The 18,502-nt window shown below is 52.6% G+C and carries 17 protein-coding genes and 2 riboswitches; of the genes, 10 read left to right on the top strand and 7 right to left on the bottom strand.

Going from position 1 to position 18,502, the window contains the following annotated elements:
- Positions 1–127: 127 nt before the first annotated feature.
- From BLQ82_RS31800 to BLQ82_RS05625, 4 genes are all read left to right on the top strand, one after another.
- Positions 128–1,381, top strand: a complete 1,254-nt coding sequence (locus tag BLQ82_RS31800; protein ID WP_062525043.1) for a hypothetical protein — start codon at positions 128–130, stop codon at positions 1,379–1,381.
- Position 1,382: 1 nt separating this feature from the next.
- Positions 1,383–1,970: a signal peptidase I SipW gene (gene sipW, locus BLQ82_RS05615; protein WP_062525041.1), complete on the top strand. Its 588-nt coding sequence runs from the start codon at positions 1,383–1,385 to the stop codon at positions 1,968–1,970.
- 85 nt (positions 1,971–2,055) lie between these two features.
- The gene (locus tag BLQ82_RS05620) at positions 2,056–2,664 is read left to right on the top strand and encodes a TasA family protein (protein ID WP_062525039.1); all 609 of its coding nucleotides are present in this window, start codon (positions 2,056–2,058) and stop codon (positions 2,662–2,664) included.
- A gap of 257 nt (positions 2,665–2,921) precedes the next feature.
- Positions 2,922–3,254: a helix-turn-helix domain-containing protein gene (locus tag BLQ82_RS05625; protein ID WP_036706095.1), complete on the top strand. Its 333-nt coding sequence runs from the start codon at positions 2,922–2,924 to the stop codon at positions 3,252–3,254.
- Positions 3,255–3,349: 95 nt separating this feature from the next.
- Here BLQ82_RS05625 and BLQ82_RS31005 read toward each other — a convergent pair whose 3' ends face one another.
- Positions 3,350–3,505 (bottom strand): anti-repressor SinI family protein, encoded by a 156-nt coding sequence (locus tag BLQ82_RS31005; protein WP_082722731.1) that lies wholly within the window; start codon positions 3,503–3,505, stop codon positions 3,350–3,352.
- 29 nt (positions 3,506–3,534) lie between these two features.
- Positions 3,535–3,628: riboswitch (cyclic di-GMP riboswitch) on the bottom strand.
- 437 nt (positions 3,629–4,065) lie between these two features.
- Between BLQ82_RS31005 and BLQ82_RS05635 the strand changes: the two genes are divergently transcribed.
- Together BLQ82_RS05635 and odhB are read left to right on the top strand one after the other, a co-directional pair.
- Positions 4,066–6,936, top strand: a complete 2,871-nt coding sequence (locus BLQ82_RS05635) for a 2-oxoglutarate dehydrogenase E1 component (protein ID WP_074647907.1) — start codon at positions 4,066–4,068, stop codon at positions 6,934–6,936.
- Between the two features lie 50 nt (positions 6,937–6,986).
- On the top strand, positions 6,987–8,288 hold the full coding sequence (odhB, locus tag BLQ82_RS05640; protein WP_074647910.1) for a 2-oxoglutarate dehydrogenase complex dihydrolipoyllysine-residue succinyltransferase: 1,302 nt from the start codon (positions 6,987–6,989) through the stop codon (positions 8,286–8,288).
- Between the two features lie 145 nt (positions 8,289–8,433).
- Here odhB and BLQ82_RS31805 read toward each other — a convergent pair whose 3' ends face one another.
- The gene (locus BLQ82_RS31805; RefSeq protein ID WP_167544676.1) at positions 8,434–8,571 is read right to left on the bottom strand and encodes a hypothetical protein; all 138 of its coding nucleotides are present in this window, start codon (positions 8,569–8,571) and stop codon (positions 8,434–8,436) included.
- A gap of 267 nt (positions 8,572–8,838) precedes the next feature.
- On the bottom strand, positions 8,839–8,982 hold the full coding sequence (locus BLQ82_RS31810; protein ID WP_157243828.1) for a hypothetical protein: 144 nt from the start codon (positions 8,980–8,982) through the stop codon (positions 8,839–8,841).
- Positions 8,983–9,153: 171 nt separating this feature from the next.
- Here BLQ82_RS31810 and BLQ82_RS05645 point away from each other — a divergent pair, with 171 nt between their 5' ends.
- Together BLQ82_RS05645 and BLQ82_RS05650 are read left to right on the top strand one after the other, a co-directional pair.
- Positions 9,154–9,894: an SDR family oxidoreductase gene (locus BLQ82_RS05645; protein WP_062525034.1), complete on the top strand. Its 741-nt coding sequence runs from the start codon at positions 9,154–9,156 to the stop codon at positions 9,892–9,894.
- Between the two features lie 20 nt (positions 9,895–9,914).
- Entirely contained in the window at positions 9,915–10,355 is a 441-nt protein-coding gene (locus BLQ82_RS05650; protein WP_062525032.1) for a MerR family transcriptional regulator, read from the top strand.
- A 139-nt stretch (positions 10,356–10,494) separates the two neighbouring features.
- Here the strand turns inward: BLQ82_RS05650 and BLQ82_RS05655 are convergent, their stop codons facing one another.
- The 3 genes from BLQ82_RS05655 to BLQ82_RS05665 form a co-directional block, all read right to left on the bottom strand.
- Complete coding sequence (locus BLQ82_RS05655; protein ID WP_062525030.1) at positions 10,495–11,772, bottom strand: L-lactate MFS transporter; 1,278 nt, start codon at positions 11,770–11,772, stop codon at positions 10,495–10,497.
- A 124-nt stretch (positions 11,773–11,896) separates the two neighbouring features.
- Positions 11,897–12,625 (bottom strand): LytR/AlgR family response regulator transcription factor, encoded by a 729-nt coding sequence (locus BLQ82_RS05660; protein ID WP_062525028.1) that lies wholly within the window; start codon positions 12,623–12,625, stop codon positions 11,897–11,899.
- On the bottom strand, positions 12,622–14,226 hold the full coding sequence (locus BLQ82_RS05665; protein WP_208810822.1) for a LytS/YhcK type 5TM receptor domain-containing protein: 1,605 nt from the start codon (positions 14,224–14,226) through the stop codon (positions 12,622–12,624). Before BLQ82_RS05665 ends, BLQ82_RS05660 begins: the two co-directional genes overlap by 4 nt.
- A gap of 259 nt (positions 14,227–14,485) precedes the next feature.
- Here BLQ82_RS05665 and BLQ82_RS05670 point away from each other — a divergent pair, with 259 nt between their 5' ends.
- A complete protein-coding gene (locus BLQ82_RS05670) occupies positions 14,486–15,067 on the top strand; it encodes a nucleotidyltransferase family protein (RefSeq protein ID WP_062525026.1) in 582 nt (193 codons plus the stop codon).
- Positions 15,068–15,487: 420 nt separating this feature from the next.
- Here the strand turns inward: BLQ82_RS05670 and BLQ82_RS05675 are convergent, their stop codons facing one another.
- Positions 15,488–16,912, bottom strand: a complete 1,425-nt coding sequence (locus BLQ82_RS05675) for an NAD(P)/FAD-dependent oxidoreductase (RefSeq protein ID WP_062525024.1) — start codon at positions 16,910–16,912, stop codon at positions 15,488–15,490.
- 122 nt (positions 16,913–17,034) lie between these two features.
- Positions 17,035–17,134, bottom strand: a riboswitch (purine riboswitch).
- 225 nt (positions 17,135–17,359) lie between these two features.
- On the opposite strand from BLQ82_RS05675, the gene BLQ82_RS05680 reads away from it, so the two are divergent.
- Entirely contained in the window at positions 17,360–18,454 is a 1,095-nt protein-coding gene (locus BLQ82_RS05680) for a GGDEF domain-containing protein (protein ID WP_062525022.1), read from the top strand.
- Positions 18,455–18,502 lie beyond the last annotated feature (48 nt).

Here is an 18,502-nt window from a genome sequence, read left to right on the forward strand (position 1 = left end):
AAGAACGAAAATAGCGAATGAGATCCTTAGAAAGCCATGAGAGGGGGGCCCGCCTCTGTACCCCAGATCCGCCAAACGGCGTAAAAGAAAAAACCATAAAAAAGGTCTTCGCATCCTGCAGTCTGGAATGGCCGTATCCGTTCTGCTGCTGTATACCTCCGGCCAGATAGGCAGTACTTACGGAGGGTTTAGCAGTACCGCAGAGACAGCGGGCACCATTGGCTTTTGCCAGGTATTCCCTGAGTCCGTCAAGCAGCTGCTCAATGAGTTGAAGGATCATCTCAATGCGGCTGCAGCTCTAAAGGCATCCTTGAAAGGTTACACTCCGCAGGCAGGTGTTCCGGGCATTTCCGGAGTAGAGTCCATGTCTTTAGAGGAGCTTGAGATAGCGGAACAGGAGATTTCAAGGCAGATGGCAGAGCTTCAGTCGGATCTGACCGCCATCAACGGCCAAACAGCGGCTAACAACGGGATTTGGAATGGGATTCATGCTGAGATCAGCGCGGCCGCTGCGGTCCTGGTGCAGATTGGAGGATATATGATCGATCTGGATCCCAATTGTCTGGAAATTAAGGATGAGCAGTTTTTTAACGAGCTGCAGAGCAGTGTGAGCCAAAGCGGTGTACTCTCCGAATCCTTCAGTGCTTCCATAACCGGAATTGTCAGCTACTTGAGGGCCATTCAGAACAACACGGCTCCATCCCCGTTAACGGTTAACGAGGCTGTTTACAACCAACTTCATTTAAGCGCGGGAGAACCCTTACAGTCCTTGCCGATTCTGACTCCATTTATCCAGCCTCCGGGAGATCTGTCCAATGAGCTGATTTCTTCATATGAGCAGTTGGAGGTTGAGCTGAACCGTGCCAGAGAGGCAGTAACCGCAGATATTTCAGGACTTCAGCTCCAGCAGCAGCTGCTCAGCCAGACCCGAAGCAAGCGGCTTGAAGAGCTTGAGAAAGCCCGCCAGGAAGCACTGGAACAGGCCAAAAAGGACGAAGAAGCAAAACTCGGCCATGAAAAGCAGCAAAAGGAAAAAGAAAAAGAAAAGGAAAACGAAGAGAAAGCCCAGACTGAACCAAAACCCACACCGGAGGCCTCACCTGCGGCCACACCTATTATCACACCGGAAGCAACACCTGAGGCAACTCCTACAATAACGCCGGAAACCACTCCTGAGCCTGAGGCAATACCTGCCGGAGCTTCTGGAGAACCGCCAGCCAGCACCGCTCCGGCACCAGCCGCCGGTAACCCAATCACACCTCCGGATGGAGACGTGATCAAAGCACCTTCCCAAGAACCACAGGCAACAGAGCCTCCGATCCCGGGTCCGGTAACGACCGCATTGCCTTCGGAGCCACAACTCATTAAAGGTGGAAACTGACATGCTTATCAAAAAAATACTCAGCCATACATTATCCGCAGTGATGGTTTTAATTTTCGTGGTGCTGGCAGCAGCTGTAGTAGTATCCAGAGCCTCGGGAGGTGAGCCTGCCCTTTTCGGCTATGAGATCAAAACGGTGCTGTCCGGTTCGATGGAACCTGGCATTCAGACCGGCTCCATAGTCGCCTTGAAGCCCGGAGGAGATATGACCCGCTTCAAGAAGGGCGACGTCATTACCTTCATGAGCGGGGACAATATTCTGATCACTCACCGCATTGTGGATGCTTCTGCAAAAAATGCTGCCGGAGAAGTGGTCTATCATACCAAAGGCGACAACAATGATGCTGTCGATATGACCCCTGTCAGTTCGGGGAATGTTGTAGCTGAGTATACCGGAGTCACCGTTCCTTATATAGGATATGCCATGAATTTTGCCGCCTCCAAAGCCGGCAGTGTGGTCCTGATGATCGTGCCCGGACTGCTGCTCCTGCTCTATGCACTCTACAGCTCTTGGAAGGCGCTGGCCGCCCTTGAGAAAAAAAATACCGCGCTCCCCCAAGCGCCGCCGGGAACTGACATACAGTCCTGAACAGATTGTCCGCTTCCGCCTACGAAACGGAAGATACAATAATACATTCATCAACAGCTACACAAATCAGAGGAGGAATTCGAATATGGGTATCAAAAAAACATTGGGTCTTGGCATCGCATCGGCAGCACTCGGTTTGTCTTTGATTGGCGGAGGAACCTTCGCATACTTCAGTGATACTGCAACAAGTACGGCTACCTTTGCAGCAGGCACACTGGATCTGAACTCCGATCCTTCCGTAATCGTGGATATCCAAAACCTGAAACCGGGTGACACCGTAACCAAAACTTTTAAACTTAAAAATGACGGAACCCTCGATATCGGCTCGATTCTGCTGAAAACCACCACTGAGGTTACAGATACCCTCGGCGACAACAACGGCGTCGATCTCAGCAAATTCATCAAGGTCAAATTTCTGAAGAACAATGATAAAGGAACGATCATCTCACCGGAAGTTGTTGTGTACGAAACTACACTGGATGCCTTGAAGGGGCAAACCCCGGATCTTGTCAACAATACCGGATGGGATCAAATTCTCACTGAAGCTGACGGCATCAAAGCACAGACCAGCGACAGCTTTACGGTCAAGTTCGAATTCGTGGATAATGGCGAAGCACAAAACTATTTCCAAAAGGATAAGCTGAAGCTGACCTGGAATTTCGAAGCCAAACAAGGCCCCAAAAAAGATTACTAATTCATAGCGGATTGCATTTTCAGAAGCAGCCTATCCTGATTCCGGTTTCGGAAGCAGATTAGGCTGCTTTCCCTTGTACTAACGATTTTTGTCCGTTTTAAGGAAATTTGTTATACTGACAAGTGGAAACGGCTATGCCTCCATAGGGGCGGCATCCGTTTCGGCGAGAAATATAAGGATGATTATTGCCGTAAACCGTATAAATCCTTATATTTTAACAAAAAGTACGGAGGGGCGTTGTAATCGTGCCGGATAATATGGGAAGTCGCATCCACCATCTCCGTCTGGAAAAAGGCTGGTCCTTATCCGAACTGGCGGACAAGGCTGATGTTGCGAAATCATACTTAAGCAATGTAGAAAGAAATATCCAATCCAACCCCTCTATCCAATTTATCGAAAAAATCGCTGACGCGCTTCAGGTTTCCATCCACAGTCTGCTCTATGGCGAACCTTCGGATGCTGACGAATCCTCCCTGGACGGCGAATGGTTCCGGCTCGTTCAGGAAGCCATGGCCTCAGGTATAAGCAAGAGGGAATTCAAGGAGTTTCTCGATTACCAAAAATGGCGGCTGGAGCAGAAGGATCAATAATGGGCGGTTGTCCGCAAGCTCCAGCGATACAGAAAAGGACACAGCGTATGAACGCTGTGCCCTTTTCTGTATGTATTCCCGCATATTAAACGCCTCTACATCGCCTGCAATGCTGTTTTTTCGCTGAAAAACCGGCGGATTTCATCCGCTTCAATCCCTGCCTTCTTGGCCGACATCAGCAAATACACCCATTCCAGATCCAGATCACCCATCAGCAGTTCTCCGTCATTCCCCTGGTTGGACTTATCCAAGAATATCTCCTCCTAGAATTTATGCGTCCCCAGGCAGTCCGGCCGTCGTAGTAGGTGCAGCATCTCTACAGTAGACCCGAGACTTTGTGTCCCTGCCTTTCGGCAGGTTTACCCTTTACTGGATCCTTTACATGAAAGGATCTGGTTAGAAACCATGAAACCGTTATCCGCAATAACATTATACAAAATCTCACACGAAAAGTGTGTCGTTTCCTGGAATTTTTTTATGCTAAGTAGTGCAGATAAATAGCTTTTTTTGCTAACCTTTGTCCAATATATATGTCTTAAGGAGCTGTTTATGAATATCCCCGGTTTATAAATGGGTAATTGTCACTAGTTGGGCTGGCTTCAAATCCTGTCTCAGCAACCAATATCCGTTCTTCATCATTTCCGGACTGAATCATGCCGTTTTGCGAACGGATTCCCCGAAAGTATGAATTGATTACACGTCTTGAAAGTAGCACAATAGGATGTGAAATGAAACCGTAAACATCGCAGCTCCACTGGGCGCTCAAGACACATGCGGCCACGTGGAGTTCATCCGTTAGGAGGATGTATTCATGGCAGTCAAAGAGCCCTATAACGAATCCATTTGGAGTAAGTATCACGGCCCCAATCTGGGCTATATTCAAGAGAAATATGAGCAATTCGTTAAAGACCCCTCTTCAGTAGAACATCATTACCGTGATCTATTTACTGTTTCCGGCCCTCCTCCACTTGCTCCGGATGCCGTTCAGGCCCCGCAGCCAGCTCTTTCGGGAGGCACCGAGTGGCTGAGAAAGGCCGTAAGAGCTTCCAAGCTAATCGCCAATATTCGCATATATGGCCATATGGCCGCCAATATCGATCCGCTTGAGCAGGGAAATAATCCTATGGCGAAATGGCTGGATTATGAAACCTATGATCTCACCCGCGAAGACCTGATTGCTATGCCCGCCTCGCTGATCTGGGAGAATGCGCCGACGGATGTTCATACCGCCTGGGATGCGGTTCACCGGATGCTCCAGGCCTATACGCAGACTATCGCCTATGAATTCGGGCATGTGCATGACGAACAGGAGCTGCGCTGGCTGAACAGCCAGGCAGAGTCCACCAGCTCTCCAGCACCTCTGAATAATACCGAGCGCAAGGAACTCCTGAACCGCCTGATCCAGGTAGAGCAGTTCGAAACCTTCCTGCATAAGACCTTTGTCGGCCAGAAACGTTTCAGCCTGGAAGGCAATGATGCGCTGGTGCCCATGCTGGACGAGATTGTCCGCGCCGCCGCACATGATGGTGCGGAACATATTCTGATGGGCATGGCCCACCGCGGACGCCTGAATGTGCTGGCTCATATTCTCGGGAAGCCCTATGATATTATTTTCTCGGAATTTCATCATTCTCCCAACAAGGAGCTGTTCCCTTCCGAAGGCTCCATGGGCATTAACTACGGCTGGACCGGTGATGTAAAATACCATCTGGGCGCAGACCGTGCCGTGCGCGAAGGCGAGACCGTCCGCACCCGTATTACACTGGCGAACAACCCGAGCCATCTGGAATTCGTCAACCCTGTTGTTGAAGGTTTTGCCCGCGCAGCTCAGGAGGACCGGAATTCTCCGGGACTGCCGCAGCTCGACACGAACAAGGCTATGGCTGTGCTGATGCACGGGGATGCTGCTTTTCCCGGTGAAGGCATCGTCGCAGAAACACTCAACATCGGCAAACTTAAAGGGTATTCCAATGGCGGCACCGTGCATATTATCGTCAATAACCGGATCGGCTTCACCACTGAAAGTGAAGATTCCCGCTCCACCCACTATGCCAGCGATCTGGCCAAAGGCTATGAAATTCCTATCGTCCACGTGAATGCCGATGATCCGGAGGCCTGCATCGCCGCCGTCCGTCTGGCCAGCGCTTACCGTAACCAGTTCAAGAAGGATTTCGTCATTGACCTGATCGGCTACCGCCGCCATGGCCATAATGAAATGGACGACCCGGAGACGACCCAGCCGATCGTATACGGCAAAGTGCGCAATCACCCTACCGTGTACCGTGTCTACGCAGAACGCCTGCAGCGGGACAATATCATCACGGCAGATGATGTGAAGCAGATGAACCTTGAGGCGGAGAAAGTGCTGCAGCAAGCCTACGATCTGATGAAGGATGGCAAGCACAAAAACGGTGAAACCAAAACCTCCGTTCCGGTGCAGAGTGAAGCCTCCCAGCCGCAATCCACGGCGGTGCAGCTGGAACAGCTGCAGAGAATCAACCGCGAGCTTCTGACCGTGCCGGACGGCTTCAAGGTCTATCCGAAGCTGGAGCGGATTTTGCAGCGCCGCAAGGATGCACTGAATGACGGGGAACGGATCGACTGGGCCTTGGCTGAGACACTGGCCTTTGCGACCATCCTGGAGGATGGCACACCGATCCGGTTAAGCGGCCAGGATTCCCAGCGCGGCACCTTCGCCCACCGCCATCTGGTGCTGCACGACAGCGAGACAGGGGGATTGTTCTCTCCGCTGCACCAGCTCAGCGATGCCAAGGCTTCCTTCGGGGTGTACAACAGTCCGCTTTCGGAAGCTTCGGTACTGGGCTACGAATACGGCTACAATGTATTCGCACCCGAAACCTTCGTGATCTGGGAAGCACAGTATGGCGACTTCGCCAATGCCGCACAGGTAATTATTGACCAGTTCATCGCTGCCGGACGCGCCAAATGGACGCAGCGCAGCAATCTGACGATCCTGCTGCCGCATGGCTATGAAGGGCAGGGTCCTGAGCATTCCAGCGCCCGGCTGGAGCGGTATTTGCAGCTCTCCGCAGAGGAGAACTGGACCGTGGCGAACCTGAGCTCCGCCGCACAATATTTCCACCTGCTGCGCCGCCAGGCCGCCTTGTGCGGCAAGAGCGATGCCCGCCCGCTTGTGATCATGGCCCCCAAGAGCCTGATCCGCAACCCGCGCAGCACTTCCTCGGGAGCCGAGCTGGCTGCGGGAGAATTCCAGCCTGTCCTGCCCGAACCGCTTCTCGGCAGCAATCCCGGCGGGGTCAAACGGCTGGTGGTGTGCAGCGGCAAGGTGACTCTGGATCTGCAGACCGAGCTGGAGGCTGGCAAAGATCAAGACTGGTCCTGGCTGCATATTCTCCGCCTGGAGCAGCTTTATCCTTTCCCTGAACGGGAACTGGCCGCACACTTGAGTACACTGGGCTCCCTTACAGAAATTGTCTGGGTGCAGGAAGAACCAAAGAACATGGGCGGCTGGAGTTATGCCGAACCCCGGCTGCGGGCCATCGCCCCGCAGAACGTTAAGGTACAGTATATCGGCCGTCCAGACCGTTCCAGCCCGGCCAGCGGTTATGCTGACGTGCATACTTTTGAGCAGCGTCGTATAGTTACAGAAGCCCTGAAATTGAATTCGCAAGTACAAGCGGCTGTACCGTCTACCCGCTAGAGGGCGGTGTCACGATAATGAAACTATTCTATTTGGGGAGGTAACGGCCTGTGTCCGAAATTAAAGTACCCGATTTGGGCGAATCCATTTCCGAAGGAACCATCTATAAGTGGCTGGTAAAAGAAGGCGACACGGTCGGCCAGGGGGATGTGCTGGCTGAGCTGGAGACTGACAAGGTCAACCTGGAGATCAGTGCGGAGGAGGACGGCGTCATCTCCTCCATCCTGCGCCAGGCCGGCGAGAATGTAGCCGTCGGCGAAGCGATCGGCATCATCGGCGCCGGCACGGCAGGCGCCGCAGCACCGCAGGCCGCTGACGGCGGCAAGCCGGAAGCGGCGGCTGCGGGCAGCGACGCGCCAGCCGCAGCTGCTCCGCAGGCAGCGGCGCCAGCTGTTCCCGCCGCACCGGAAGGAGCGGCGGCAGGCACTGCGGCCCTGGCTTCGCCTGGGGCGCGCAAGCTTGCGCGGGAGCGGGGCATCGACCTCGGCGAGGTCAGCGCCCGCGACCCTATCGGCCGGATTGCTGCGGCCGATGTGAAGGACCACGGCGCAGCCCGGCCGGAGGCCGCTGCGCCAAGCGCTCCGCCGGCGGCAGTGAAGCCGGCTCCGGCTAAGCCTGCGGCGGCGGGCTCTGCGCCGCAGGAGGACGGCAAAGCCGTCGAGCGCAAGCGCATGTCGCGCAGACGGCTGACGATCGCGAGCCGCCTCGTCGAGGCGCAGCAGACTGCGGCGATGCTGACCACCTTCAACGAGGTGGACATGACCGCAATCCTCGACCTCCGCAAGCGCCGCAAGGATGCCTTCAAAGAGAAGCATGATGTCGGACTCGGCTTCATGTCCTTCTTCACCAAGGCCGTGATCGGCGCGCTCAAGGCCTATCCGCTGCTGAACGCCGAGATCGACGGCGAGGATCTCCTGATCAAGAAATACTACGACATCGGCATTGCCGTGTCTGCCAAGGAAGGCCTCGTGGTGCCGGTCGTCCGCGACGCGGACCGCCTGAGCTTCCCGGAAATCGAGCGGCGGATCGGCGAGCTGGCTTCCAAAGCCCGCGCCAACACGCTCAGCCTTCCTGAACTGCAGGGCGGCACCTTCACCATCACGAACGGCGGGGTATTCGGCTCGCTCATGTCGACACCGATCCTCAACACACCGCAGGTCGGCATTCTCGGCATGCACAAGATCCAGCTCCGTCCGATCGCCCTGGACGAAGAAAGAACCGCCAACCGTCCGATGATGTATATCGCGCTGTCCTATGATCACCGCATTGTAGACGGCTCCGAAGCGGTAAGCTTCCTCGTGAAGGTCAAGGAGCTGCTGGAAGATCCTGAAGCGCTGCTGCTGGAAGGGTAGCCTTGGCGTTAGAAGGTTAAGTCCTTCGTCTTGCGTCTTGGGACAAAAATCATTACAAAACTAGGGATAACTTCATTCAAGAGGGCTGTGCGGACTGTTGCAACGTACGCGTAGCCCTCTTTTTCTATAAAACTACTAAGTCTGCCTACATAAGTAACGCATTACCATTAATCGCCCTCACAGCAATCCCCAGCAAAAAGGCGGGTGGAATTTCTCCACCTAATTTACCAAAATCCGCGCCGCAGAGAAGATTAGTGGGAATTTCTCCACCTAATCCAGGCAATTTAGCCCCCTATCCGCCCTAGCACACAAATTAGTTCTACTTTTTCCCACTAAATTAGCGATACTTTTTCCACTTAAACAGAGTAAGCTAAGCAGCAAAGTTAAATCCATGGACTTCTTGGTTAGGCAAGGCGGGTTAGCCCCCGAGGTTCTCTATGCTTAAGCTCAACAGGAATAGATCCCGCAGCCGCAGTTCTCTCCATACCCCTCGATTAAATAGACAATCCCGACGATCGATCTAAAGCTACATACCAACCAGCAGCCTTCCTCATTTCCCTACAAGCCCCACTTCTTCTTCCTCTCTTCTTCCTACTCTTCCTAAACCTCTTCCTCCTCCACCTCTTCTTCCTCTCCTCCTCTTCCTACTCTTCCTACTCTTCCTACTCTTCCTCTTCTCATTGTTGCCCTCCATCCTTTTTATATCTCTAATTCCCGTCCTCCCCCTAATTAACGCCTAACGGCATAATGCCCCCTCGCAGACGAACTTACTTAAAATTTGTTGCTTGACTTTGAGCATACTCCAAGTAGTACATTCATGGCAGGTGGCCACCGTAATTTGAAAGAGGAAAAGGGGAATTAGGAAATGACACAACCCATCACACAACCAAAAACCATTCTGATCACTGGTGCAAATAAAGGCATTGGCTACGAAACGGCCCGGCAGCTCGGGGTCCTCGGGCATAGAATTCTGATCGGCTCACGGGATGAGCAGCGGGGCAGCGAAGCGGCAGCATCTTTGACAAAAGAAGGTGTTGATGCTCACTTTGTCCAGCTTGATCTGCAGGATCACAATAGTATGGCAGCCGCAGCGCAGACTATTGCTAAGAATTACTCTTGCCTGGATGTTCTAATTAACAATGCGGGGATCTCCCTTGGAGGAGGCGCTGCTCCAAGCCAGTTGCCGATGAATGACCTTAGAGCAACATTCGAAACCAACTTTTTCGGTACGGTTTCTGTAACGAGGGTTATGCTACCACTACTTTTACAGTCGCCGGCAGGCCGGATTGTCAATATGTCAAGCGGCCTGGGGTCCTTGACCTTCAACAGTGATCCCGATCACGAGCACGCACAGTTTAATCTGCTTGCCTATAATAGCTCCAAAGCAGCCGTTAACATGGCTACGGTTGCTTTTGCCAAGGAATTCAAGGATACTCCGCTGAAAGTCAATTCCGCCGACCCCGGCTTCACCGCGACCGACCTCAATGGCTTCACCGGTCAACGCACCGTAGAGCAAGGGGCTGGAATTGCTGTACGGCTGGCAACACTGGATGCAGACGGGCCGACAGGAGGATTTTTTGATGAGAATGGAGAAGTTCCTTGGTAACACTACTCAAGGAGGTTTCCATGGATATTACCACGCAGGACATTCCGGAGACCGTCACTTCCATCAGCCAAGCTGCTGAACTGACCGGCCTGACTGAGGATACGATACGTTATTATGAGCGCATTGGTCTGCTGCCCTATGCTGACCGCAAACCTAACGGCCATAGGCAATACAGCAAGGACCAGATTCTCGGCATCCGTTTTCTGCTGCGCCTGAAAGCTACCGGAATGACCCTGGAAGAAATGCGGCATTATCTGGAACTGACCCGCCAGGGGGATAGCACCCTATCCGAACGATATACTCTGCTAGAGGCCCACAATGACTATATCGCCCGCGAGATCGCTAAGCTTCAGGAAACGCAAGACGTTATCCGCTATAAGCTCCGCCACTTCCGCGAGCTGGCAGAGAATCCGAATACGGATGCTTACGACTGTGAAGTACCGGGAGATAGCGGGCGGTAACAGACACAGGAGAGGTGTTCCACCGCTGGGTTCATAAGACGGTTTAAATAGACAGCCCCGACTTCGCAAAGCTTGTGGAAGTCGGGGCCATTCTCTTTGTCTGTAATATACTTCAAGCCGGCATAAATCTATATATGGCTCAAGCCGTATGCCGTGAAGGCTTCAGGCTTATTCCCTGTTCTCTGGCCTGCTTCTGCACCGGAGGCTTCAGGGAAGCCGCCAGGATGCATGCCAGGATGCACAGAAGGCCGATGACGGTGAAGGTAGGCTTGAACCCGCCGAGGAACGCAGCGACGAACGATCCGGACAACGCGCCGATCCCGAAACCCTGGTAGACGATGCCATAGTTCTTGCTGTGATTGGCAAGGCCGAAGAAGTCGCCGACAATCGCCGGGAACACCGTAATATTGCCCCCGAAGCAAAAAGTAATGGCAGCCACACAAGTGAAGAACAGCCCGTAGCTTAGGGTAGCGTAGCTTAGCGTCAGCATCGCGATGGCAGTGACCAGAAGCGTAGCGCTGACCAGCTTCAGCCGGCTCATCCGGTCAGACAGCGCTCCAAGAATCAGCCGTCCGGCGGTATTGAAGATGGCGATCATTGCCACGGCATTGGCCGCCGCAGCGATATTCAGCCCTGCAAGCTGAACGCCGATATCCTTGACGACGCCAATCAGGTAGAGGCCGCTCATACATGCGGTGAAAAAGACCACGAACAGCAGGTAAGCTTCCTTGGTACGGAGCATTTTTTTGACGGTGTAGTCTTTCGACGCCGCTGAAACGGCGGCACGCAAGCCACCGGCAGTTGAAGGAGCCGCTGGTCCCCCAGCCGCTTGTACCTGTACGGCCACAGGCGCTTCCCGAACCAGCATCGAGCCGATTACGATCATGACCATGACCATAAGACCCCAGTACAGAAAGGCATTCGACACTCCTGCGGAATCAATCAGACTGCCGTTGATATATTTGAAGAGCAGGCTTCCAGTTCCATAGGCACCCACCGACACGCCGGAGATTAAGCCTTTGTTCTTCGGGAACCATTTAATCAGATTGGACAGTGACGTAATGTACGCCGTTCCGTCCGCATATCCAACAACTACACCGGCCAGCAGGTACAACATCGGAAGGGAGCGGGCCTGCGAGCTTAGGATCAGACCCAGACCCAGCATAATCCCTGCGGCAGCGGTCAGTCTGCGGAGGCCGAACCGGTCCTGCAGTTTCCCCGCGAACAGCGTCGCGAAGGCCAGGGCAAAGCTGGTAATGGAAAAAGTTATCGAGACAGAGCTGAGCTCCCAGCCGAATTTACTGACAAGCTGTGCATTGAACAGGCTCCAGGTATAGATCGTGCCCAGTCCCATCTGCATAATCACTGTGCCTAACACGATGAGCCACCGCTTGCTGCCCGCTGTAGTCGTTGTCATGGGTAATTCCTTCTTTCTCTCTATTGATCGCTTCAAGGCCTTCTTTGCCTCTTCATTGTAGCGAAAATGCACTTTTTTGAGAGAAATCCGGAATGAGATGACATCTACGGGGAATGAACTGCCGCTAGATGCGCATGATCTGCCTGAACTCCTTCACCTTGCTGCGGCTGACCGGCACTTCAAAGTCCAGATCACGCAGCCTGAGCAGGTAGGTATTGTTGAACCAGGGGATAATTTCTTTGATTTTGGACAGGTTCACAAGATATGAGCGGTGACAGCGGAAGAAGCGGTCCTGCGGCAAACGGCTGTGAAACTCACTGATACTGAGGGCCATGCTGTACTCTTCCCCCTTGGTGATGACACTCGTCGTTTTCTCCTGCGCCGAAGCATAATAGATTTCATCGGCATCAACGACGATAATCTTCTCATTTTTCCACAGGTTGACCTTGTCGCTTAGCTTCACATGCTCCTCTTCTCTTTGATGTCCACGCGCAGCAAATGCCCCCTCCAGCTTATGCAGCATCGCCTTGATCCGCGTTTCGCTGTAGGGCTTCAGAATATAGTCGAAGGCTTCGATCTCGAAGGCCTCGGCAGCATGCTCCTTGTATGCGGTAATGAATACGATATAGGGCTTGACCGAAAAACGGCTGATATTCTGGGCCAGCAGCACGCCGTCGATGGAAGGGATATTGATATCCAGAAAAATTACATCCACTTCCTCCGTCTGCAGATACTTCAGTGCGTCCAGCCCGTCCTCGAACTCGGCGGCAATCCTTATGGCGCTGTTTGCTCCGATCAGAAAGGCAAGCTCCTGCCTTGCCAGCACTTCATCCTCTACGATTATCGCTCTCATCGCTGCTCCTTTGTCACGTCAAAATAAATTTCTGTCCCCTGATCCAGCCTGTGGATCGTCAGGCCTTTGCCATAAATCAGCTTCACCCGCTGATGCACATTGTACAATCCTATTTTATTATCCGGCATGTTTCCGCTGTAGACCTTCCCGATCGTTTCCTCGCTGATCCCTATACCGGTATCGGTGATGCCGATCCGCACTGCGCTTTCCAGATCTTGTACCGAGATGGTCACCGTACCTTGGCCTCTCACCTTCAAAATACCGTGGACAATCGCATTCTCCACCAACGGCTGAATAATCAGACTGGGAATGCGCACCTCCACCTCGTCAATCTCATACTCCACAGCCAGGCGGCTGCCGAAGCGCGCTTTTTCAATCTCCACATACTGCTGGACCTGCTGCAGCTCGCGCCGGATATCGATGAAATCGTCGGTCAGCTCCAGATTGTAGCGCATATAGCCCGACAGATTAACGATCAGCTCCCGTGCCTTATCCGGGTCAATACGAATGGAAGAAATAATGGCGTTCAGCGCATTGAACAAAAAATGGGGATTAATGCTTGTCTGCAGTGCCTTCAGCTCCGCCTTGTTGGCCATCTCCTTGATGTCTTCCACCCGCGACACCTCCATCAGCGTCGAGATGATCTGCGACAGCCCGACGGCCATCGCCTGCAGTGAATAGGTGATTTTATGGGCTTTGGTGTAATAAATTTTGAGCGCACCTGTGACCTCGCCCTTCTCTTTCAGCGGAATGATAATCAGCGAGCGGATTGCCCGGTTCATATACTCCGTATCATCGTCGCGGATCGTAATCTCGCCGCTGCGGATCGTCGTCTTCGTTTCTTCACTGATAATTTCATTCGCTTCAGCATAATATTCCTCTCCAACGCCGACATAGGCACGGATGTAGCGGGTGTCGGTAATGGCTACCGCGTCTGCTCCAATATCCTCCTTAATAATCCCGCAGATGATGCGCAGCGACTGGGGAGTGATACTGCGGAAATAAGGCAGGGTCTTATTGGCAATATCCAGCGCCAGCTTGGACTGTTTCGCGGCAATCCGCTCCTTCTCCCCCTCCACGCTCTGAACAAGCATAACAATGAGACCGACACTGATCTGGCCGGCAATCATCGGAAAAGCGATCTTCGAAACGATGTCCACCCCAAGCGACGCCGGATTGGCCATGACCAGAATCAGCACCATCGTCAGCGCTTCACAGGCCATCCCGGCCAGGATACCCGCAATCCAGCGGCGCTCTGCCGAAGTACGGCGGTAAATGATGCCCGAGACAATACCCGCCGTAACGCTTGTAATTAGGCAAGGTACTGAGGTAATTCCACCGATATCGATCAGGAACCGGTGCACGCCGGAGATGATTCCGGTGATCAGGCCAACCCACGGACCGAAGAGGATTCCGCCGGCCACGATCGCGATGATCCGCACATTCACCAGCGACCCCTCGACATTAATCCCCGTGTAGGTCCCGAAGATCGCGAACAGGCTGAAGATTACCGTCACCATCGCCAGCTCCTGGGGGGCATAAGCTCCCTGGACAAAAATCTCTTTAAACCGCGGCACCCGTGTCAGCACGAAGAGGCACATCAGCAGCAGGGCCGCTCTTTCGAACAATTGCAGCAGTATCGTCAGGTTATGCTCCACAATTACGCCTCCAAAGGTCAATCTACCGGTTCATTATAAGAGTGCTGCTCCAGATTAGCAATTTATCTGCCGTTCCTGCAATTCCTTTTATTCTACCCCTCCTTGTAGATTCAGTCTTATAATAAAAGAGCATGACAAAATAGTACCCGGGCATTCCGAAATACGAACTATGTAAAATACGGACTATATGATGGAGGTGTTCATGCTGCGGTTACATAATGAATTGGACCTGCTGCTGGCTGTGAAAGAAGACCCCTGGATGATGAACATCCTCGCCGCTGTGAGGGATTTGCATTTGCCGGACTCCTGGGTCTGCGCCGGTTTTGTGCGTTCCAAAGTGTGGGATGTGCAGCACGGTTTTACCGGAAGAACCCCCTTGGGGGATGTGGATGTAATCTATTACGACCCGGACAACATCCGTGAGGAAGTGGAAAAATCCTGGGAAGCACAGCTGCGGAGCGCGGCTCCCTCTGTCCCCTGGTCGGTCAAAAATCAAGCGCGAATGCATATCGTCAACGGCCTCCCCCCTTACTCCTCGTCCACGGACGGCATGTCCAAATTTCCTGAAACGGCAACCGCGCTGGGACTTGCCATGGATGAACATGGAGAGCTTAGGCTAGCCGCTCCGCATGGGGTTTCGGATGTGCTGGAGCTGACCGTCCGCGCGTCGCCGCACTTCAGGGCGAACCCGCAGCTGCATCCTATCTATGAGGCACGGGTGGCCGGGAAGAACTGGCAGGCCGTCTGGACTCAGCTGCGGGTGCTTTCCGTACTGGGGATTTAATCCAAAAGACAAGAGCAGCACATCGTTAATAACACTGCTGCAGGTGGAAAAAGTAAACTTATTTCTCCCCCAACATCAACATTCGTGGGGTTTTAGTGGAAAAAAGGAACTTAATCAGGCCATATTACCCTGTCAGGAGCAAAATGTGCTGAATTAGTGATACTTTTTCCACTTGGCTAGCGGGAAGCATGATACTCGAGCAAATTAGTAATACTTTTTCCACCTAACGAAGCCGGAAGATACGGAAGATACGAACGCTTCTTACACAAAGTTCTTGACGCTGCCAGCAGACTTTCAAAAACGGCACCATACATAGAAAACGCTCCGCCATCCGCGAAAAGAGCCGCCTCATCGTAGACAATTGCTACTCCGAGACAGCTCTTCATGTTCCTCACCGATGCCTAAGCCGCAGGCTCCGTCTTACTTCAGCATCCCCCGCGCAATCCACACTCCGGCCGCTCCGGCTTGAGCCAGGCCACGGGTGATGCCCGCGCCGTCACCGCCACAGTAGAGGCCTGAAATTTCAGTTTCCAGGTTCTCTGTAAGCTTCGGACGGGCCGAGTAGAATTTGGCCTCCACGCCATAGAACAGCGTATGTTCTGAGGCGATGCCCGGAGTGACTTTCTCCAGAGCCTCCACCATTTCGATCAGGCTCTTCATTGTATTATAAGGCAGCACCAGCCCGAGATCGCCAGGCACCGCTTCCTTCAGCGTAGGCTCCAGAAAGCCTTCCTTAATCCGGGTTTCTGTGGAGCGCCGTCCGCGCAGGATATCCCCGTATTTCTGTACAATGACTCCGCCGCTGGACAAATCATTGGCCCGTTTGCAGATTTCCCGGGCATATTCATTCGGCTTGTCAAAAGGCTCTGTGAAGGTATGCGAGACCAGCAGCGCAAAATTGGTATTCATGGAACCCAGCGCAGGGTCCTTGTAGGAATGGCCATTGGCCGCCATCACACCGCTGTGGTTCTCAACAACAACGTGTCCGGAAGGATTGCTGCAAAAGGTGCGGACACGCGTACCTACAGATGTATTGAAAATGAACTTCCCTTCATAGAGATGCTCATTAATCTCTCTCATGACGACATCCGATGTCTCTACCCTTACACCTACATCGACCTGATTGTTGTACATCTTGAGCCGGCGTTTCTTCAGCACTTCCGTAAGCCAAGCAGACCCGTCGCGCCCCGGTGCGATCATCACTTTGTCCGCCGCATAGCTTTCGCCATTCTTCAGCGTAATGCCCGTAATCCGGTGCTTGCCCTCTTCCTTAACCGTAACAATATCCTGAACCTCAGTTTTGAACAGCATATCAATGCGTACCCGCAAATATTCATATATGGATTTCAGGATTTCCAGGTTCTGCTCCGTGCCGAGATGGCGCACCTGCGCCCGCAGCAGCTTAAGCCCGGCGGCGTATCCCCGCTGCTCGATGCCCCGGATGCTTTCGGTGGTCGGATCGGTAATTACCGGCGTGGCCCCATGCTCCAGATTGATGGCATCTACATATTGAATCAGCTCCAGCACTTTGGAGGGTGCCAGATAATCTGTCATCCAGCCGCCAAACTCAGTGGTGATATTGAACTTTCCGTCACTGTACGCGCCCGCTCCCCCAAAACCGGCGGTAATCGAACACGCAGGCAGACAGCCGGCGAATTCCTTGCGTCCCGCGGCCGGAGGGCAGAGTTTGATTTTCTCCTCCAGAATCGGGCAATTGCGCCGGTATATATCATGGCCTTTGTCCACCAGCAGCACCTTAAGCCCAGGGGCCTTGCGCGTCAATTCATAGCAGGCGAAAATTCCAGCCGGTCCGGCACCCACCACAATCACATCATATTTACTCATTGGTTTCTCTGTTCCTCCCAGGAAGAAACGGTACCGCCTGCCCTCCAGCAAGGGCGTTGTCCGTTTCTGCGATCATATTCTTACTGAATGCAGCACAAAAAATCCTGACTACTTCATAGGTATGCCAAATGCACCCTATTCGTAGCCAGGAATTTACGGTTCCCTGTAGAGACCCCCAAACCTTATCTTTGAGGATATACGAACAGCTAATCATTGTTTGTTGAGCCACTTGAAATATTACCGAACATAGACGAATGTGTCAAGGATATTTAGCTCTTATAATTCGTGTTTTACCTAAAATATAAATATTAACTATCTCCACAATGCTGAACAATAGCCAAAACACGAACATTATTTCTGGTGTATACCTTGCGTCATTATTTGGAGGAAAAACGTGATTATTGTCGAATATATAGATATATTGCCACTGGAAAAGAGGAACATCTTATGCACATCCCACCGCCTACTCCTCGCCAAACGTACTGGAACCGTATGATCCTCAATGCTTTCTGGCTGGTACTGCTTGTCCATCTGCTCACTCAAATCATTATCTGTTGTTCGATGCAAGGAGATTATCCCTGGTTATCGGGCACAAGTTACCTGACCGGCAATGTACTGATTCCCGTCATTATGATACTGGGAATAATGCTTATACTTGAGGCCATTTATAAATGGCGCCCCCTGTTATCGGAAATTTCCAATGTTGCCGCAAGCCATTTGATCGCGATACTGATGATCTTAAATTTAAGTGACGTTTTCCGTGTGAAGCCGCTTATCATGCTAATCCCTTTGCTGGTATCCATGCTCTATTTGAGAAGTATCTACTTGAAAGCCACTTCCATTTTATGTGTGACGTACATGATCCTGCTGCTGCTGGATACTTCGGTCTATGGTAATAGCTTGCGCATCCAGAATATGATCATCGCATTCATCTTGACCGGAACTGCGCTTGCGGGTTTTGCCCTCATTGCCCGGGGGCGTGATCTGATGCAGTCTCTGGAGAGCTCGCTGAAATCGGAGCAGGATTTGCGCATCCAGAATATCATCATGGACCGCCTGTCGAAGGTTGATCCTCTGACCGAACTGTATAACCACAAAACCTTTCACGAATATCTGGGCTGGCTGATTGAGCATCAGCAGAGCAATCCTTTTCCCATGCAGCTGGCAGTGCTGGACATCGATAACTTCAAAAAAGTAAATGATCAGTACGGGCACTGGGTCGGAGACATTGTGCTGAGACAGGTTGCCGGAATCGTGCTGAAGCATATCGGCGCAGATGATTTCGCCGCCAGGTATGGGGGCGAGGAATTCGTTGTCATTCTGACAGCCAAGCCGCTGGAGGATTCCCGCAGGATCATGACGCAGATTCTGCACGGCATTGCCGCATTTCCCGTTGCCGAGATGGAAGGAAACTCCGTAACCGTCAGCATTGGCATGCATGACTTTGCCGGAACAGACTCCAAAAGCTCTACCTTTCAGCAGGCGGACGATGCCCTGTACGAGGCTAAAAAAACAGGGAAAAATAAAATCGTCGTTGCCTGATCCAGGCCGGACAGCTTACAGAACCACCAAAACCAAAACAGGCCTCAG

The sequence above is a fragment of the Paenibacillus jilunlii genome (assembly GCF_900102965.1).
In the GTDB taxonomy this organism is placed as follows: domain Bacteria; phylum Bacillota; class Bacilli; order Paenibacillales; family Paenibacillaceae; genus Paenibacillus_AQ; species Paenibacillus_AQ jilunlii.

Excerpts from the sequence above, each read along its gene's own strand:
- BLQ82_RS05645 (WP_062525034.1), top strand. The coding sequence starts at position 9,154 with ATGACACAACCCATCACACAACCAAAAACCATTCTGATCACTGGTGCA.
- BLQ82_RS05650 (WP_062525032.1), top strand. The coding sequence starts at position 9,915 with ATGGATATTACCACGCAGGACATTCCGGAGACCGTCACTTCCATCAGC.
- BLQ82_RS31810 (WP_157243828.1), bottom strand. The coding sequence starts at position 8,982 with ATGGAGGGCAACAATGAGAAGAGGAAGAGTAGGAAGAGTAGGAAGAGT.
- BLQ82_RS05625 (WP_036706095.1), top strand. The coding sequence starts at position 2,922 with ATGGGAAGTCGCATCCACCATCTCCGTCTGGAAAAAGGCTGGTCCTTA.
- BLQ82_RS05655 (WP_062525030.1), bottom strand. The coding sequence starts at position 11,772 with ATGACAACGACTACAGCGGGCAGCAAGCGGTGGCTCATCGTGTTAGGC.
- BLQ82_RS05635 (WP_074647907.1), top strand. The coding sequence starts at position 4,066 with ATGGCAGTCAAAGAGCCCTATAACGAATCCATTTGGAGTAAGTATCAC.
- BLQ82_RS05675 (WP_062525024.1), bottom strand. The coding sequence starts at position 16,912 with ATGAGTAAATATGATGTGATTGTGGTGGGTGCCGGACCGGCTGGAATT.
- BLQ82_RS05665 (WP_208810822.1), bottom strand. The coding sequence starts at position 14,226 with ATGTGCCTCTTCGTGCTGACACGGGTGCCGCGGTTTAAAGAGATTTTT.
- BLQ82_RS05680 (WP_062525022.1), top strand. The coding sequence starts at position 17,360 with ATGCACATCCCACCGCCTACTCCTCGCCAAACGTACTGGAACCGTATG.
- BLQ82_RS05670 (WP_062525026.1), top strand. The coding sequence starts at position 14,486 with ATGCTGCGGTTACATAATGAATTGGACCTGCTGCTGGCTGTGAAAGAA.
- BLQ82_RS05620 (WP_062525039.1), top strand. The coding sequence starts at position 2,056 with ATGGGTATCAAAAAAACATTGGGTCTTGGCATCGCATCGGCAGCACTC.
- sipW (WP_062525041.1), top strand. The coding sequence starts at position 1,383 with ATGCTTATCAAAAAAATACTCAGCCATACATTATCCGCAGTGATGGTT.
- BLQ82_RS31800 (WP_062525043.1), top strand. The coding sequence starts at position 128 with ATGGCCGTATCCGTTCTGCTGCTGTATACCTCCGGCCAGATAGGCAGT.
- BLQ82_RS05660 (WP_062525028.1), bottom strand. The coding sequence starts at position 12,625 with ATGAGAGCGATAATCGTAGAGGATGAAGTGCTGGCAAGGCAGGAGCTT.